This is a genomic window from Alphaproteobacteria bacterium (genome assembly GCA_030740435.1).
Lineage (GTDB): Bacteria > Pseudomonadota > Alphaproteobacteria > UBA2966 > UBA2966.
On sequence record JASLXG010000040.1, the window covers coordinates 1 to 15712 of the forward strand.

Here is a 15712-nt window from a genome sequence, read left to right on the forward strand (position 1 = left end):
GAGATTCTTCAATCGCATCCGTCGCTACCTTCTAATTGCGATTGATTCGCAAATGCAAAGCCAATATCGTGCGGGTGAGAGGTTGCGGTTGAGGCGCTGAGTTTGGGGTTTTCCCGTGTCCCAGGAGCCGGTTGAGCATGCTTAAACCGCCCCCCCCCGACGCCTTCGAATCCAATTTCGATGTAGCGCGCGATGACGGGGCCGTGCTCCTGAAAGATCTCTTCGTGGGCCTGCTGCATGGCTTCTATTCCATGCAGGTCGAAGAGCGCCTGGCCGATCTTATGAATCGCGCTGCGCAATTCGACCTCGTGTTCCGGTGGTGGCTGCCAACCACCGACAAATTCCGCCGAAGTGAGAAGGCGAAATGGTCTGTCCGGCGGATATCTCATTCCGATCGACTCCCGCCAGGCCGTACCGAGGTGACCCAACAGGTCGGTGGTTTCGAGACCAAGCTTCATTTCAGGATCCTTTCTGGTAATACATTCGGCTTAGGCGGCCCATCCGCCGATGCATTCCCAGCCGACCTCAATCCGGCGAGCAACGCTGAAGCCGTACTCTCCCCAGACTTCATCGTGGGCATCTTGCATGGCTTCGAATCCGTGCTGGTCGTGGATGGTCTGACCAATTTCACGGATAGCTTTTCGCAAAGCCACCTCGTTAGGTGGTGACGGCATCAGAGCGGCTGCCAAGTCCGCAGCGCTGATCGGACCGACATCCGGTTCTTCTTTCCGGCGTGCTTCGATCGACTCCCGCCAGGCCGTACCGAGGTGGCCGAGCAGGTCGACGGTTTCGAGTTCGAGCTTCATTTCACTTCCTTTCCTACGCTGGTCTTCTAGTAGAGACAGTTCCAATTTCTAGGCGGCCCCTAACGGACGGTGATACTCGGTACAGTGTCAACGTGATGGTCGATGGGCAGCGGATCCATCGCGTTATTGGTTTGGAGAGCGATGGGACCACAAGAACCCAAGCTGAGGAATACATCGAGCAGAAACGGACGGAGGCCCGGGAAGGTCGCCTATCGCTGCCGAAGGGACGCAAGCTCCATCTGACTTTTGCATCAGCAGCGGAACTCTATTTGAAAAAACTCAAAGAGATCGGCGGAAAGGACTATCAAAACAACGAGCAGCATTTGAGACTCCACCTCGTCCCATATTTTGGCACCATGCGGCTTGACCAAATCTCGGTCTTCACGCTTCAGAAGTTCCAGAACCATTGCCGCCAGAAAGGGCTAATGGACACGACCACCAATCGTGTGCTCGCGACCTATCGACGCATGGGTAGACGCTTGGTGCTGTGGAGGAGCATTCCGGTATCACCACCAATGATCAAGCTCAACACGGAGCGAAATCAGCGGACACAAATCATCTCTGACGACGAGGAGAGGCGACTAATCGACGCAGCATTGAAGGACAGCAACTCCTACATTTGGCTGTTTATCAAGCTTGGCCTCGCCACCGGATTGCGCCACCGCGAAATGCTGTCCGCGCGATTCGAGAACTTCAGCCCCGTCCGGCGCCGGTTACGAGTGTGGGTCAAGGGCGGCAGGTGGCGCGGTCAACCGCTTACCAGGGGGATCACGGACATCATCGGGCGAGAAAGAGATATGGCGGACGACCCAAACGGCTGGGTCTTTCCGAGCGTAACGTCAAGAAGCGGTCACATTGAGCAAATGACGGGCCCCTTCGCCCGATGTGTCGAGCGATCTGGCCTGGATCCCCAGGCCATTACACCGCACACCATGCGTCACACCGCCATCACCCGGCTCGCTGAGATAGGGGCAGACATCAAGACCCTTCAAGAGTTCTCGGGACATGAGAGCTTGCAAATGGTGCTTCGGTACGCCCACGCCCAGGACAGGGCGGTTAATCGTGCGCTCGACCGTTTGGAGGAGAGAACGGCAAACGAACATCAGACTGCGCGCAAATCGTCCATTTCATGACACCGTTACACAGAAATTACACAGGCGGCCGATCAGTCCGGTTCTGACTCAGCAATGATCAAGACCCAACCTATTGATATCATTGGTGCCCCTGGCCGGACTCGAACCAGCACGCCCTTGCGGACAACAGATTTTGAGTCTGTCGCGTCTACCAATTCCGCCACAGGGGCACGCGGCGGATCATAGCCGAGCCGCGAGGCCGGTCAACCGCCCGGGGCGCACCCCCGGTGCCGGCCCGCCGAGCGGGTTTGCACCCGCCCCTGGCCCCTGCTATACGCCCCCATGCTCAAGCGGCTTTACGACTGGACCATGGCGCTGGCGGCCCACCGCCGGGCCTTGCCGGCGCTGGGGCTGATCGCCTTTATCGAAAGCTCGGTCTTTCCCATCCCGCCCGACGTCATGGTGGTGCCCATGGTGCTGGCCGAGCGCCGCCGGGCCTGGCTGATCGCCCTGGTCTGCACCGTGGCCTCGGTGCTGGGCGGCCTGGCCGGCTATGGCATCGGCGCCTTTTTGTACGACAGCGTGGGGCGCGGCATCATCGAGTTCTATGGCCAGCTCGAGGCCTTCGGCCGGTTGCAGGGTCGTTACAACGAATGGGGCCTGGTGATCGTCTTCGTGGCCGGGCTGACGCCGCTACCCTACAAGGTCTTCACCATCTTCTCGGGCGTCGCCGGGCTCGACGTCTGGCTCTTCGTGCTGGGCTCGCTGGTCTCGCGGGGCCTGCGCTTTTACGTCGTGGCCGGGCTGCTGTGGTGGCTGGGCGAGCCCATCCGCGACTTCATCGAACGCTACCTCAACATCCTGGCCATCGTCTTCGTGGTCGTCCTGGTGGGCGGCTTCGTGGCCGTCAAGTACCTGTTGTGACGGGGCTTTCGGACCTGGTCGAGCGACTGACCCGGGGCCGCACTCCGGCGGCGCTGCTGCTGCTGGCGGTGGTTGCCATCCTGCTCGCGGCGCTGGGCTTTCAGCACCTGGGCGGGGTGGCGCCCTGCGAGCTTTGCTATTACCAGCGCATCGCCTACGCCACGGCCGGCGTGCTGGCGCTGCTGGCCCTGCCGGCCGGCCGCCGGCCCTGGGCCGCCTGGCTGCTGGCGCTGGCCGGCCTGGCGCTACTCGTCAACCTCGGCATCGCCGGCTACCAGGTCGGCGTCGAGCAGCAGTGGTGGGCCGGACCCCAAGGCTGCACGGGCGACCAGGTGGGCAGCGCCGCCTCGGTCGAGCAGTTGCGGGCGCAGATCATGGCGGGCCCCGTGGTGCGCTGCGACGAGGTGGCCTGGTCGCTGTTTGGCATTTCCCTGGCGGGATACAATATGCCGATGTCGCTGGGCCTCGGGGGCTTTGCCTTGTTGGCGGCCTGGCGCCGACGCTTGGGCGGGGCGCCTGAGACGCCATGACCCGGGCCAACCTGGCGACGCTGTTGCTCAGCCTCGCCGTGGCGCTGGCGGGGGCCGAGGTTGGCCTGCGCTGGGCCGGGATCTCGTACCCCGAATTCAACCGGCTCGACACCCGCCTGGGCTGGGCGCCGCGCCCCGGGCTGACCGGCAGCTATGCCATGGAGGGCCAGAGCGAAATCGCCATCAACGCCGCCGGCTTTCGCGACACCGACCACGCCATCGCCAAGCCCACGGGCGTGCTGCGCCTAGCCGTCTTGGGCGATTCCTTCGCTGAGGGCCGCGAGGTGGCGCTGCAGAAGGTTTTCTGGAAGCGCCTCGAAAGCCCCCTCGCCGCCTGCCTGGCCCGCCCCGTCGAGGTGCTGGGCTTTGCCGTCAACGGCTACGGCACGGCCCAGGAGTTGCTGGTGCTGGAGCAGACGGCGCTGGCCTACCAGCCCGACATCGTGCTGCTCGCCTTCTTCAGCGGCAACGACGTGCAGAACAACCTTCGCCGCCTCGACGGCCACCCCGACCGGCCCTATTTCGTGCTGCAAGACGGTGCGCTGGCGCTTGATGCCAGCAACACCCAGGGGTTTCGCTTCACCGCCAAGGCGCTTTGGTCCGATCTCAAGCACGGCCTTTTCAACGCGCTCCGGATCCTGCAACTGGCCCGCCAGGGCTACCGCCGCCTCAGGGGATTCTTCAAATACCGCGACCACGACCTGGCGGCGCAACTGGCGGCCGGGCTCGATCCCCGGGTCTACCAGCCGCCGGCCGATGCGGCCTGGCAACAGGCCTGGGCCGTCACCGAAGCGCTGATCAAGGCGCTACGCGATAAATCAGCGGCCGCCGGCGCCGACTTCTGGCTGGCCACGCTTTCCAACCCCGTGCAGGTCCACCCCGATGCGGCGCTGCGCCAGCGCCTGGCCACCGAGCTCGGCATCCAGGATCTCGACTACCCCGACCGGCGGCTGGCCGCTTTCGCCGCCACTCAGGCCATCCCCGTCGTCACCCTGGTCGACGAGCTGCGCGCCCGGGCAGAACGCCAGAACAAAAATCCCCACGGCCGCCCCGGCTTCGCCGGCGGCCACTGGAACGAAACCGGCCACCAATGGGCGGCCGAGATCCTGGCGGAACGGTTGTGCCGGGCATACGGCGGCTGAGGGCGGCTTTTTGTAGACCCTCACCGGGCGGGCGCATCCGCGGAGTCTTGATTAGACCCTCACCGGGCGGGCGCATCCGCGCCCTTGGCCTCCGCCCCCATGGGGGGGCGGCTTAGCAGCGATACCAAAGGGTGGTTTTTGCTGTTTGGTCTTTTATTGCAACGGGAGCGACCGCGACCCGCCGCTACTGCGGCGCGCCCGCGCAGGCTGCGGGCCGTAGGGCCGCCGCCGTGAGCGACAAAAAGCCAACGGGAGCGACCGCGACCCGCCGCCACTGCGGCGCGCCCGCGCAGGCTGCGGGCCGAAGGGCCGCCGCCGTGAGCGACAAATAACCTAGCGTGAATCCCAGGAACTGGGATTCGCGCTAGGGCTCCAGCTCGGCATCCCAGTAGAGATAATCCCGCCAGCTTTCGTGCAGATAGTTGGGCGGGAAGGCGCGGCCGTTTTTTTGCAGGTCGTGCATGCTGGGCTCGAAGGGCCGCACGCGCGGGGTCATGCGGGCCTCGCGCAGCGTGCGGCCGCCCTTGCGCAAATTACAGGGCGCGCAGGCCGTGACCACGTTGGTCCAGCACGTCGTGCCGCCGCACCAGCGCGGCACCATGTGGTCGAACGTGAGGTCGTCGCCGTCGCCGCAGTATTGGCAGTTGAAGTGGTCGCGCAGGAAGACGTTGAAACGGGTGAAGGCGGGGCGCCGCGCCGGGCGCACGTAGCGCTTGAGCGAGACCACGCTGGGCAGTTGCATCTGGAAGCTGGGCGAGCGCACCGTTCGCTCGTATTCGCTGACGATATTGACGCGCTCGAGAAAGACGGCCTTGACCGTCTCCTGCCAGGGCCAGAGCGACAAGGGGAAATAGCTCAGCGGGCGGTAGTCCGCATTCAGCACCAAAGCCGGGCTTTGCTCCAACGACACGCGCTTCCCCCTCCGCCGCTATCGGGTTGCCAGCCCGACAACGTCACCGGCCCCATTATCCTTGGGCCCCACTATGGTCAAACGCCCCGCCAGACCTACCGCCCGCCGGGGCTGCCGCCATTGTGGCGCCTTGAAAAGACTTTGACCAGGGTAGATCTCACGGCATTGCGTCTGCAGCCCGCACCTGGCAAATGCGGCTCTGACCCCAAATAGCGCCACCCCATCTCGAAACTTTGCCCAACGAGCACGACAGACGACCGGGTCAAGTGGCCCAGCGAGCGGAGCGAGTGGCTACTTGACCCGGCGGCGGCTCCAGAAGCTGGTATGCGACCGGAAGCATTGCTTCCGGTACGCCTAGCGGCGAGCGCCCTTCTTTGTCTGACCCAACGCCGGATTGGCCGGCCCCAGCCCCCTATTCCGCGACGGTCTTCAAACGTATCCCGGGCCGTGGGCGATCGTTGGGGCCGAGGCCGTTGAGGGTACGGAAACGCGCCACCTTGTAGCCCTTGAGGGGCAGCTTTGCTGCCAGGGCCTCGATGCTGTCGCCGGGGCCATACCTCACCAGGCGCAGCCGCAAGGGCTTGAGCCAGGAGCGTTCGGCCCGGCCCAGGCGGCGGAAGGAAAAGGTCGTGCGCTGCAGCTCGGGCCGCAGCCGGTCGAGATCGGCGAAGGGCGTCAGCATCATGAAGCGCACGATGCGGTCGCGGGCAAAGCGGATCGCCACCAGCCTGAGGTTGGCCTTGCCGCCGCCACGGGCCTTGACCATGGTCTGGCCGGTGGCGGCCGGCATGCCGTTGACGGTGATGCGCTCGACCTCGACCAGGCTGAGCCGCGCCGCCCAGACCCGGCTCAGATAGCTCAGCACATCACGGCCGGCATCCTCTCGCTTGGCGCCGTCGAACTTGATGGCGGCGCCGTTCGGGCCCTTTGCGAACACCGCCTGGTCGGTGTTGATCAGGCGATAGCCCGGCGGCACCGTGAAGCTGAAGCCCAGCTTGGGGTGCGAGAAGACCCGCCCCCGCACCAGACCCTGGGCCGGATCGTCGCCGTAGATCAGGCCCTGGATGGTATCGAGGTAGCGCTCGCGCCGGCGCGGCGCGCCCGCGGCACTGGCGCTTCCTTGCGCGGCGGCGATGGCGCGCTGCACGCGATCTTCGCTGCGCGGGTGGGTGGCGAAGAAATCGGCGATGGGATCGCGGCCCTGGGCCCCGGCGATCTGGCGCTCGAGCGCGCTGTGGCTGCCCATGGCGGCGAGAAAGCGGGCCTGGGCGCCGGCATCGTAGCCGGCCCCGGCCATATAGCGCACACCCAGGGTGTCGGCCTCGAATTCCTGGTCGCGGGAGAAGCCCTTGAGATAGAGCTCTCCACCGATCTGCACCAGCTGGTCGACCAGCCGGTTGCCGGTGACCGCCCCCAGCACGGCCGCGCCCAGGCTGGTGAAGATGGCCCGGTTGTAGCGCTGGGCCGTGTGGCGGGCCACCACGTGGCCAACCTCGTGGGCCAGCACGCCGGCCAACTGGGCCTCGGAATTGGCCAGCGCCAACAGCCCCCGGGTGACGTAGACGTAGCCGCCAGGGAGCGCGAAGGCGTTGACCTGGGGGCTGTTGAGCACGGTGAAGCGGAAGGCCTGGCGCTGCGCCCCGGCATGGGCCATGACGCGGCCGCCGACCTCGGCCACGTAGCCGCCGATGGCCGGGTCCTGGTAGACGCCGCCGAAGCGGGCCAGGATCTTGGGATGCTCGTCGGCGCCGATCCGGGCTTCCTTGGCCGGCGACATGAAGGGCGTGAAGTCCTGCCCGCCGGTGGCCGGGTTGGGTGTCGACAGGCAGCCCGACGCCAGGGCCAGCGCGCAGGCCAGCGGAATTAGTCTTTTCCTCACTCCTCGATGACCTCGATCTGCTCGGGATGGGTGGCCTCGATCATCGGCCCGTTGCGCCAGTATAGCCAGCCGCGTACGCGGATGCGCCGCTGGGCGTAGCTTTTGGGATCGAAGCCGGCCTTGACGAAGCCGCGGCGGTCTTTTGGCGCGATCGTGACGGTGAAGTCGCGCCGCCAATCCTGGCCGAAATTGAGGTAGGCCCGGCCGCGCACCACGGCCACCGTCAACACCCGGCCCTCGACGATCTGAAACTCGTCCAGCGCGCCCCGGGTGTCGTCGGCCTGAAGCAGGCGGTAAAAGCGGTGGCCCCAAATGCCCAGCCGCGCCCGCCGGGCCTGTTGTTCCAGCGCCAGCATCTCGGCCACCCGGGCGCGGTTGTCGCGAAAGCTGTAGACCCGGGCCAGGCCGGCCCGCAAGAGCTCGCCCTGGACCCACTTGCCGTCCGCTTCCAGATGCGCCAGCGCCCGGCCGTAGCGGTCGCGGCGCTGGCCGCCGTAGGCCAGGGCGACAGGGCGGCCGAGCGTCAATTTCTCGAGCCGGGCCTTGGCCTCGGCGGCCAGCGGCTGCAGGCGCACGTGCGGCCGGCCCAGCGGCAGCTTGGGCGCCTGGATGCCGACCAGGCGCACCTCGAGGCCGCTTTCAAGCACCAGGGTGTCGCCATCGACCACATTTTCGACCATGCCATCGCCGCCCGGCGTCAAGCCTTCGAGCACCGCGGCCGGCGCGGCTGCGGGCAGCAACAGCATAAACAACACGAGCAGGCGACCGATCATGGCTTCAGAATAACACGAGGCGGCGGCGCTCTCATCGCCGACAAGGTTGTCGGGCGGCTGTTTTTCCGTAAACTCGCGGGCGATCCCGTGAAAGGACAACTTTTGCCGAATTCAGCGAAGCTTGGCGCCAGCGCCGCCCTAGTCGTTCTCACCACTCTGCTGGCTGCCCAGACGGCCCGGGCCGACGATCCCGACTTCATCGCCGTGGCCTTGGGCGCCTACGACATCAACGACAACAAGACGGCTGCCGAGGGCCGGCTGGAATACCGCTCGGACAAACGCTTCGGGCCCTTCAAGCCGCTCTCGGGCCTGCTGCTGACCAGCGACCGGGCGGCCTACGGCTACATGGGCGTGCTCATCGACATCTTCCTCGGCCGCCGCCTGGTGCTGACGCCGAGCTTCGCGCCCGGCGTCTACCGCCGCGGCGAGGGCAAGGATCTGGGCCACTGGATCGAATTCCGTTCGCAGCTCGAACTGGCTTACCGCTTCGACGACCGCTCGCGGCTCGGCCTCAGCCTCAGCCACATCTCCAACGCCAGCCTCGACGACAACAACCCGGGAACGGAATCCTTGATGCTGAACTACGCCGTGCCCTTCCACCGCCTGCTCGGCGAATAGGAAGGCCGTCATGTCGAACCTGCCCCCCGAGCGCAGCGGCGGCCGCATCGTCGTCGATGCCTTGCGTCTGCATGGCGTCGATTGCCTGTTCGGCGTGCCCGGCGAGAGCTATCTGGAGATCCTCGACGCCATCATCGACGTGCCGCTGCGCTTCATCAACTGCCGCCACGAAGGCGCCGCCGCCCACATGGCCGAGGCCTACGGCAAACTCACCGGCCGGCCCGGCGTGGCCATCGTCACCCGTGGCCCCGGCGCCTGCCACGCCAGCATCGGCTTGCACGTGGCCAGGCAGGATCAAACGCCGCTGATCCTGCTGGTCGGCCAGACGCCGCGCGGCATGTTGGGCCGCGAGGCGACGCAAGAGATCGACATCGCCGCCATGTTCGGCTGGACCACCAAGTGGGCCGGCCAAATCGACGACCCGGGGCGCATTCCCGAGGTCCTCAGCCGGGCCTTCCACCTGGCCGTCTCGGGCCGCCCCGGTCCGGTCGCCGTGGCGCTGCCGGAGGACATGCTGCGCCAAACCGTGGCGGTGATGGATACCGAACCCTATGGCACCGCGCGCCCCAGCCCGGGCAGCGCCGACCTGGCGGCGCTACGACATCACCTGGGACGCGCCAAGCAGCCCCTGATGGTGGTTGGCGGCGGCGGCTGGACGGCCCAGGCCTCGGCCGATCTGGCGGCCTTTGCCGAGGCCAACGGCCTACCCACGGCAGCCGATTTCCGCTGCCAGGACATGATCGACAACCGCCTTTCCTGCTACGTCGGCGACCTGGGCATCGCCAAGTCGCCGGGGCTTTCGCGCCGCCTGGCCGAGGCCGATCTCTTGCTGCTGGTGGGCAGCCGGCTGGGCGACATCGCCACCCAGGGCTTCAGCCTGGTCGAGGCCCCCAATGCGCGGCCGACGCTCATCCACGTCTTCCCCGATGGCGACGAGCTCGGCCACGTCTATCGCCCCGACCTGGCCATGGTTTCCGGCATACCCGAATTCGCCAAAGCTGCACGGGCGCTCGAGGCCGTCGACAGCGCGCCCTGGCACGCCTGGGCCGAGGCCGCCCGGGCCGACTACACCACCACGCTGGAGCCCGTCATTTGTCCCGGCCCGCTCGACATGTATGCCGTCATGCAGACCCTCAACCAGGCGCTGACCGAGGACGCCATCATCACCACCGATGCCGGCAACTTTTCCGGCTGGCCCCAGCGCTTCCACCAGTACATTCGCTTTCCCAGCCAGCTCGGGCCGCGCAACGGCGCCATGGGCTACAGCGTGCCGGCCGGCATCGCCGCCAAGGTGGTGGCGCCCGAGCGCACGGTGGTGAGCTTCGTCGGCGACGGCGGCTTCCAGATGTCGGGGCTGGAGCTGGCCACGGCGGTGCAGCACGGCCTCGACCCCATCGTCCTGGTCATCAACAACGGCCTCTACGGCACCATCCGCATGCACCAGGAACGACGCCATCCGGGCCGGGTCAGCGCCACCGAGCTCAAGAACCCGGATTTCGCCGCGCTGGGCCGGGCCGCCGGGGCCTTTGGCGCCAGCGTGGCCCGCACCGAGGATTTCGCTCCGGCGCTGGAGCAAGCCCTGGCGGCCGGCCGGGCCGCCGTGCTCGACCTGCAGCTCAACCCCGAGGCCATCTCGACCTCGACCACCCTTTCGGCGCTCGGCGCCCAGGCCCGACCATGACCGTCCCCCGCCCCCGCCGCCCCCTGCTCGCTGTCGCGGCTCTGGCGCTCAGCCTGCTGCTGGGGCCGGGCTGCGAAAGCTTCGAGGACATCGTCACCTATCGCGACTTCCACCTGCGCAACATGCTGCGCGACGACTACATGGGGAAAAGTTGGATGCAGCCCGGCGCCGTCGCCCAGCCCACCGCGCACGACCAGAGGGGCGACGGCGAAGAGGCGGCCAAAGCCCGGCGGCAAGCGCAAGAGGACCAGCCGCAAGGCGGCTTGCAGGGGCTTTGGCAAAGCCTGATCGGCATGTTCAGCGAGCCGGTGAAGGATTCCGAGGGTGACTGAACCGCTCCTCACGACAATCACGCACGGTCATTTCACCCGCATTTTCCCCAGCAATTAACCTGGTATTTCCTGGGGTAATCCCTTGGGTAATTCCCATTGAGTAGGACCCGCGTTCGCGCTATCACAAAGGCGGGCGGATCGCAGGGCGCAAGGCCAATTGGCGCCACCAGGAAAACAGAGGAAACACGCCATGTCGACCATACTGATCGTGCTGTTTGTGGTCCTCGTGCTGGGCGGTATAGCGGCTCTGATCTTCATGTGGGTGCTGCGTTCGGGCTTGTTCCATAGCCATCTGGTGCCGAAGGACGACGACGACCTCGTCGGCCACCCGGACGACCTGGCGGCCATAGAAACCATGACCAGCGAGGCCACCGCGCAAAACGACCAGGACAACGATCAGGATTCAGAACAAAGCGCCGCCTGAGGAAGGCCGGCGCCGGGACTGGGCCGGATTGATCCCTATCCTCACCGCCCCGCACCCGTTTCCGCTTTGGCACCGCGTTGGACCACGAAAGTGGCGACGAAAATGATGACGACGCCGGGCAGCACCGCCACCGGCGGCAAGCCCTGGCCGGCCAGGAATTCAATCGCCACCACCAGGGCCGGATTGAGATAGTTGTAGCTCGAGGCCCGGGTCGGCCCGATGTGCAGGGTGCCGTGCTGGGCGATGAAAAAGGAAATGATGGTGGTGAAGACGGCGAGATAAGCGATGCCGGCGAACACCTTGGCATCGATGGCCGCCCAGTTAGTCTGCCAGATCGCCGTGTTGTTGATCAGGATCAGCCAACCCGTACTCATGACCAGGACCCAGAACGTCATCACGGCGGCCGGCTCCCGCCGGTGCAGCCGCTTGACCAGGGGGCATAGAGGCCGAGCGCCAGGCAGCCGGCGAAAAAGATGATGTCGCCGCCGTTGATGGTGAAGGACGCCAGGCGCTCGAAATCGCCGCGAAAGACCACCCACAGCGCGCCCACCAGGCCGCAGCCCAACGCCACCATGCGGTGCCTGCCCAGGCGTTCCCGCACCAAGATCGCCGCGTAGATGGCGGCGATGCCGGGCACCAGGGTGACGATGGCACCGGTATTCAGCGCCGTCGTCGTGCGCAAAGCGGTAAACATGCACCAGAAGAAAACCACCAGGCAGCCGGCGATGGCGGCGTACCCGGCCAGCGCCCGCGGCCCGGGCAGCGTCAAGCCGTGGCGCAGGTAGACGAAGGGTGCGAACAGCAGCGAGGCCAGGGCAAAGCGCAGCAATATCAGCAGCGCCGGCTCGAGCCCATGGGTGATGGCGGCGCCAACCGGGAACGAGGTCGCGACCAAAATGCGCGAGAAGATCAGTTGGCCGTGAACCCGGGCCAGGTTGGCCGGTTGCCAAGTGCCGTGTCCGTCGACATCCGCCATGCAAAACGGCCCTCCCGCGCAACGCAAACCTTACGCCAGGTGGCCGGCCGACAACAGGCACCGGTGACCGGGCGCCATGTCGCCCGCCCGCTTTTGGCCTTGAATTCGCTGGTCCGGCGGGGGAATGATGGCCCCATCGAAGCACAGAAAGGTGCCCATCGCATGGCCCAAGATCCGCACAAGTCGGCGGCACGCAAGGACAATTCGCTCGAGGCCGCCATCGGCCGCGAGGTCCACGGCTTCCGCAAGGACCTGGGCATGACGGTGGTCGAGCTGGCCCGCCTGGCCGGGCTCTCGCCGGGCATGCTGTCGAAAATCGAGCGCGGCCAGACCTCGCCCTCGCTGGCCACCTTGAAAAGTCTGGCCGGCGCGCTCAACGTACCGGTGACGGCGCTCTTCCGTCAGTTCGAGGAGGGACGCGACGTCTCCTTCGTGGCCGCCGGCGACGGCATCGAGATCGAGCGCCGCGGCACCCGGGCCGGCCACCAGTATCGCCTGCTGGGACACACCGTCGGCGGTGCCGTCAACGTCGAGCCCTACCTGATCACACTGACCGACCAGTCCGATGTCTTCCCCATCTTCCAACACGAAGGCGTCGAGTTCATCCACCTGCTCGAGGGTCAGGTCGACTATCGTCACGGCAGCAAGATCTATCCCCTGGGACCGGGCGATTCGCTGTTTTTCGATGCTGACGCACCGCACGGCCCCGAACGCCTGCGGCAGGTACCGATCCGCTTTCTCAGCGTCATCTCTTATCCCGGAGCCGGTAACAAAGGCTGATCGCCGACGATGGGAATTATCATACAGGGAAAATTTTGTTCTTTGAGTTTGATTGCCGCCCCGAATTCCGCTATTTTTTTGGCTGGCCAGGCTTAGCGGAAGGGACGACATCATGTGCGGCATCGCGGGCATTATGTACAAAGGCCAGGCGGCCGATGCCGAGGTTGGCAAGGCGCTGATCGCCATGCTCGACGGCTGCCAGCACCGCGGTCCCGATTCGACCGGCTTTGCGCTTTATCACGAGGCCGAGCCGGGGCTCTTCCGTTTGCGCCTGTTCCTCGATGACGAGAGGGCGGCGGAGGACGGGATCAAGCGCCGCCTGGGAGACTTCCAGGCTGAGCTGGTGAGCGAGGAACGGCTGGGCTCGACCTATTGCCTCAGCTTTCGTTTCGCCGGCGACGTGCAAAAGCTGGCCTATGCCCTGGAGCACGCGGCGAGCGTGATCTCGCTGGGCGAAAGCCTCGACATCATCAAGGACGTGGGCGGCGCCCACCAGGTCGACGAGGTCTACCGGGTGGCCGACTTCCAGGGCAGCCACGGCATCGGACACGTCCGCCTGGCCACCGAATCAGAGGTCGCCCCCGAAGCCTCGCATCCCTTCTGGGCCACTGGCTTCGCCGACGTCGCCATCGTCCACAACGGCCAAATCACCAACTACTGGAAGATGCGCCGGCGCCTGGAAAAACGGGGTTTCGAGTTCAACACCGAAAACGACAGCGAACTCATCGCCGTCTACCTGGCCGACAAGCTGTCGCAGGGCGTCGCTCTGAAGGCCGCGCTGGGCACCTCGATCGACAATCTAGACGGCACTTTTTCCTTCCTGGTCTCGACCAAGGAGGAGATCGGCTACGCCAAGGACCGCCTGGCCGCCAAGCCCATGGTGACCTTCGAAACCGACGACATGATCGCCATCGCCTCGGAGGAAGTCTCCCTCAACCGGCTGTTCCCCGGCCAGGCCCTGAATACCGTCGAGCCGCCGCCCGGCACCTTCGCCACATGGCAACGCTCGATCTAGCCCAGATCCCGGTACGCCAGGCCAACGAGCGGATCCGCGCCGCGGGCGCCGCCGGCCAGGACGTCGAGGTCCAGAACCCCGACGCGCGCCACCATATCGGCGTCGGCCTGGTGCACCCGATCGCGGTACACGTGCGGGGCTCGGCCGGTTACTTCTGCGCCGGCCTCACCGACGGCGCCCGATTCAAAGTCGACAACAACGTCGGTTGGGGCCTGGCCGACAACATGCTGGGCGGATCCATTGTCGTCGGCGGCAACGCCGGCGCCATCGCCGGCGTCGCCATCCGCGGTGCCGAGGTGGTGGTGCGCGGCAACCTGGGATCGCGGGCCGGCCAGGTGATGAAGGCGGGAACGCTTTGTTGTGCCGGCAACGCCAACTTCATGGCCGGCTACATGATGTACGGCGGCCGCATCGTCATCCTCGGCGACGCCGGCCAGCAGGTCGGCCAAGACATGACAGGTGGCTCCATTTTCGTCGGCGGACGCATCGACCAGCTGGGCAACGACGCCGCCCTGGTCGACTTGCCGGCGGCCGAGGACGAGGCCATCAGGGAATTCCTGGACCGCTTCGAGCTGCCTTTCCGGGGCAGCTTTCAGAAGATCGAGAACGCCGGCCAGGGACTGCGCTATTCACGCCTCGAGCCGCGCATCCGCAACGCGCCGTTCTTTCTGGCTTCGGGCGACAGCGATTACTGGAACCAGACGGTACAGCAGGACATCCACGTCAAGGCCGAGATCGGCCGCTACCGGATCCGTGGCTACGGCACCACGCGGGCCGTTCCCCATCTTTCCGACCTGGCTTTCCGCCGTGACCCGGGGGCCGGGCCGGCCCCCGCCGACGTCGTCGAGCGTGTCGAACTCGGCACCAGGATCGGCGGCCTCCACGGCGGCCGGCCGCTCGACCTCTCGATGCCGGTGATGATTGCGCCGATGAGCTACGGCGCCCTTTCCAAATCCGCCAAGCTGGCGCTCGCCATCGCCTCGCGGCTGGCCGGCATTTCCGAGAATACCGGCGAGGGCGGCATGATGGATGCCCAGCGGGCCGAGGCCGATCAGCTCATCTACCAGTGCCTGTCGGGCCGCCTGGGCTGGTCGATCCACGACATGCAGCGCGCTGACGGCCTCGAGATCTATGTCTCCCAAGGCGCCAAGCCGGGGCTGGGCGGCCAGCTCATGGCCAAGAAGGTGACGCCCGAGATCGCCCGCATCCGGGGCATTCCCGAGGGCATCGACCTGCGCTCGCCCTCGCGCCACCCCGACGTCCTGGGGGCCGACGATCTGGTCATCAAGGTCGAGGAGTTCCGCGAGGCCACCGGCTACCGGCTGCCGGTTTCGATCAAGCTGGGCGCCGGCCGGGTGCGCGACGACATCAAGATCGCCTTCAAGGACGGCTTCGATTTCGTCGAGCTCGACGGCCTTCAAGGCTCCACCGGCGCGGCCGGCAACGAGGTCCTGGAATTCGTCGGCATCCCGACGCTGGCGGCCATCCAAGAGGCCGTCGATGCGCTGGACGAGGTGGGCGGGCGCGAGCTTCCACTGGTACTGATGGGCGGCATCAAGGACGGCGTCGACGCCGCCAAGGCCTTGGCATTGGGTGCCCGGGCGGTGGCCGTGGGCACCTCGGCCCTGATCGCCGGCGGCTGCATCGCCTGTCTGCAATGCCACGTCGGCAACTGCGTCGTCGGCATCGCGACGCAGGATCCCGCCCACGTGTCTAACGTCAGCGCCCTTGGGACACATTGAGGTAATTGCGTAACGGAGGATTTCTGGCTCATCGTATTGACCGAAGGGAACGAAGATGAGGCAGAAATCCATGAGCGAGAAAGCTCCGGCCGAGAAGGTGGTCAGGG

At 66.2% G+C, this 15712-nt stretch carries 18 protein-coding genes and 1 tRNA gene; 11 read left to right on the forward strand and 8 right to left on the reverse strand.

Going from position 1 to position 15712, the window contains the following annotated elements:
* Positions 1 to 8 precede the first annotated feature (8 nt).
* Positions 9 to 458, reverse strand: coding sequence for a hypothetical protein (locus QGG75_04815; GenBank protein MDP6066563.1), 450 nt, complete (start codon positions 456 to 458; stop codon positions 9 to 11).
* A 30-nt stretch (positions 459 to 488) separates the two neighbouring features.
* The gene (locus QGG75_04820) at positions 489 to 806 is read right to left on the reverse strand and encodes a hypothetical protein (GenBank protein MDP6066564.1); all 318 of its coding nucleotides are present in this window, start codon (positions 804 to 806) and stop codon (positions 489 to 491) included.
* Positions 807 to 901: 95 nt separating this feature from the next.
* Here QGG75_04820 and QGG75_04825 point away from each other — a divergent pair, with 95 nt between their 5' ends.
* Positions 902 to 1939: a tyrosine-type recombinase/integrase gene (locus QGG75_04825; GenBank protein ID MDP6066565.1), complete on the forward strand. Its 1038-nt coding sequence runs from the start codon at positions 902 to 904 to the stop codon at positions 1937 to 1939.
* A gap of 83 nt (positions 1940 to 2022) precedes the next feature.
* Here the strand turns inward: QGG75_04825 and QGG75_04830 are convergent.
* Positions 2023 to 2109, reverse strand: a tRNA-Leu gene (locus QGG75_04830).
* Between the two features lie 112 nt (positions 2110 to 2221).
* Here QGG75_04830 and QGG75_04835 point away from each other — a divergent pair.
* Genes QGG75_04835 through QGG75_04845 form a run of 3 tightly spaced genes read left to right on the forward strand, consistent with a single transcriptional unit; the run spans position 2222 to position 4475 of the window.
* Positions 2222 to 2803 carry a YqaA family protein gene (locus QGG75_04835; GenBank protein MDP6066566.1) on the forward strand — a complete coding sequence of 194 codons (582 nt, stop codon included), beginning with the start codon at positions 2222 to 2224 and terminating at the stop codon, positions 2801 to 2803.
* On the forward strand, positions 2800 to 3333 hold the full coding sequence (locus QGG75_04840) for a disulfide bond formation protein B (GenBank protein ID MDP6066567.1): 534 nt from the start codon (positions 2800 to 2802) through the stop codon (positions 3331 to 3333). The genes QGG75_04835 and QGG75_04840 overlap by 4 nt, the downstream gene beginning before the upstream one ends.
* Positions 3330 to 4475, forward strand: a complete 1146-nt coding sequence (locus tag QGG75_04845; protein MDP6066568.1) for an SGNH/GDSL hydrolase family protein — start codon at positions 3330 to 3332, stop codon at positions 4473 to 4475. Before QGG75_04840 ends, QGG75_04845 begins: the two co-directional genes overlap by 4 nt.
* Positions 4476 to 4839: 364 nt before the next feature.
* Here the strand turns inward: QGG75_04845 and QGG75_04850 are convergent, their stop codons facing one another.
* From QGG75_04850 to QGG75_04860, 3 genes are all read right to left on the reverse strand, one after another.
* Entirely contained in the window at positions 4840 to 5385 is a 546-nt protein-coding gene (locus QGG75_04850) for an HNH endonuclease (GenBank protein MDP6066569.1), read from the reverse strand.
* A gap of 412 nt (positions 5386 to 5797) precedes the next feature.
* A complete protein-coding gene (locus QGG75_04855; GenBank protein ID MDP6066570.1) occupies positions 5798 to 7264 on the reverse strand; it encodes a M48 family metalloprotease in 1467 nt (488 codons plus the stop codon).
* Entirely contained in the window at positions 7261 to 8037 is a 777-nt protein-coding gene (locus QGG75_04860; protein MDP6066571.1) for a thermonuclease family protein, read from the reverse strand. The genes QGG75_04855 and QGG75_04860 overlap by 4 nt, the downstream gene beginning before the upstream one ends.
* A gap of 102 nt (positions 8038 to 8139) precedes the next feature.
* Between QGG75_04860 and QGG75_04865 the strand changes: the two genes are divergently transcribed.
* The 4 genes from QGG75_04865 to QGG75_04880 all read left to right on the forward strand — a co-directional run bounded on the left by QGG75_04865 (position 8140) and on the right by QGG75_04880 (position 11092).
* On the forward strand, positions 8140 to 8655 hold the full coding sequence (locus tag QGG75_04865; protein MDP6066572.1) for an acyloxyacyl hydrolase: 516 nt from the start codon (positions 8140 to 8142) through the stop codon (positions 8653 to 8655).
* 10 nt (positions 8656 to 8665) lie between these two features.
* Complete coding sequence (locus QGG75_04870) at positions 8666 to 10336, forward strand: thiamine pyrophosphate-binding protein (protein ID MDP6066573.1); 1671 nt, start codon at positions 8666 to 8668, stop codon at positions 10334 to 10336.
* Positions 10333 to 10668: a hypothetical protein gene (locus QGG75_04875; protein ID MDP6066574.1), complete on the forward strand. Its 336-nt coding sequence runs from the start codon at positions 10333 to 10335 to the stop codon at positions 10666 to 10668. Before QGG75_04870 ends, QGG75_04875 begins: the two co-directional genes overlap by 4 nt.
* A 190-nt stretch (positions 10669 to 10858) precedes the next feature.
* Positions 10859 to 11092 (forward strand): hypothetical protein, encoded by a 234-nt coding sequence (locus tag QGG75_04880; protein MDP6066575.1) that lies wholly within the window; start codon positions 10859 to 10861, stop codon positions 11090 to 11092.
* A gap of 41 nt (positions 11093 to 11133) precedes the next feature.
* Here QGG75_04880 and QGG75_04885 read toward each other — a convergent pair whose 3' ends face one another.
* Both QGG75_04885 and QGG75_04890 read right to left on the reverse strand, forming a co-directional pair.
* On the reverse strand, positions 11134 to 11487 hold the full coding sequence (locus QGG75_04885) for a hypothetical protein (protein MDP6066576.1): 354 nt from the start codon (positions 11485 to 11487) through the stop codon (positions 11134 to 11136).
* Positions 11487 to 12068: a DMT family transporter gene (locus QGG75_04890; protein MDP6066577.1), complete on the reverse strand. Its 582-nt coding sequence runs from the start codon at positions 12066 to 12068 to the stop codon at positions 11487 to 11489. Before QGG75_04890 ends, QGG75_04885 begins: the two co-directional genes overlap by 1 nt.
* 162 nt (positions 12069 to 12230) lie before the next feature.
* Between QGG75_04890 and QGG75_04895 the strand changes: the two genes are divergently transcribed.
* The 3 genes from QGG75_04895 (at position 12231) to QGG75_04905 (ending at position 15605) form a co-directional block, all read left to right on the forward strand.
* Positions 12231 to 12848, forward strand: a complete 618-nt coding sequence (locus tag QGG75_04895) for a helix-turn-helix domain-containing protein (GenBank protein MDP6066578.1) — start codon at positions 12231 to 12233, stop codon at positions 12846 to 12848.
* A 112-nt stretch (positions 12849 to 12960) separates the two neighbouring features.
* A complete protein-coding gene (locus QGG75_04900) occupies positions 12961 to 13863 on the forward strand; it encodes a class II glutamine amidotransferase (protein MDP6066579.1) in 903 nt (300 codons plus the stop codon).
* Positions 13845 to 15605: a glutamate synthase-related protein gene (locus QGG75_04905; GenBank protein ID MDP6066580.1), complete on the forward strand. Its 1761-nt coding sequence runs from the start codon at positions 13845 to 13847 to the stop codon at positions 15603 to 15605. Before QGG75_04900 ends, QGG75_04905 begins: the two co-directional genes overlap by 19 nt.
* The last annotated feature ends 107 nt before the right edge of the window (positions 15606 to 15712 follow it).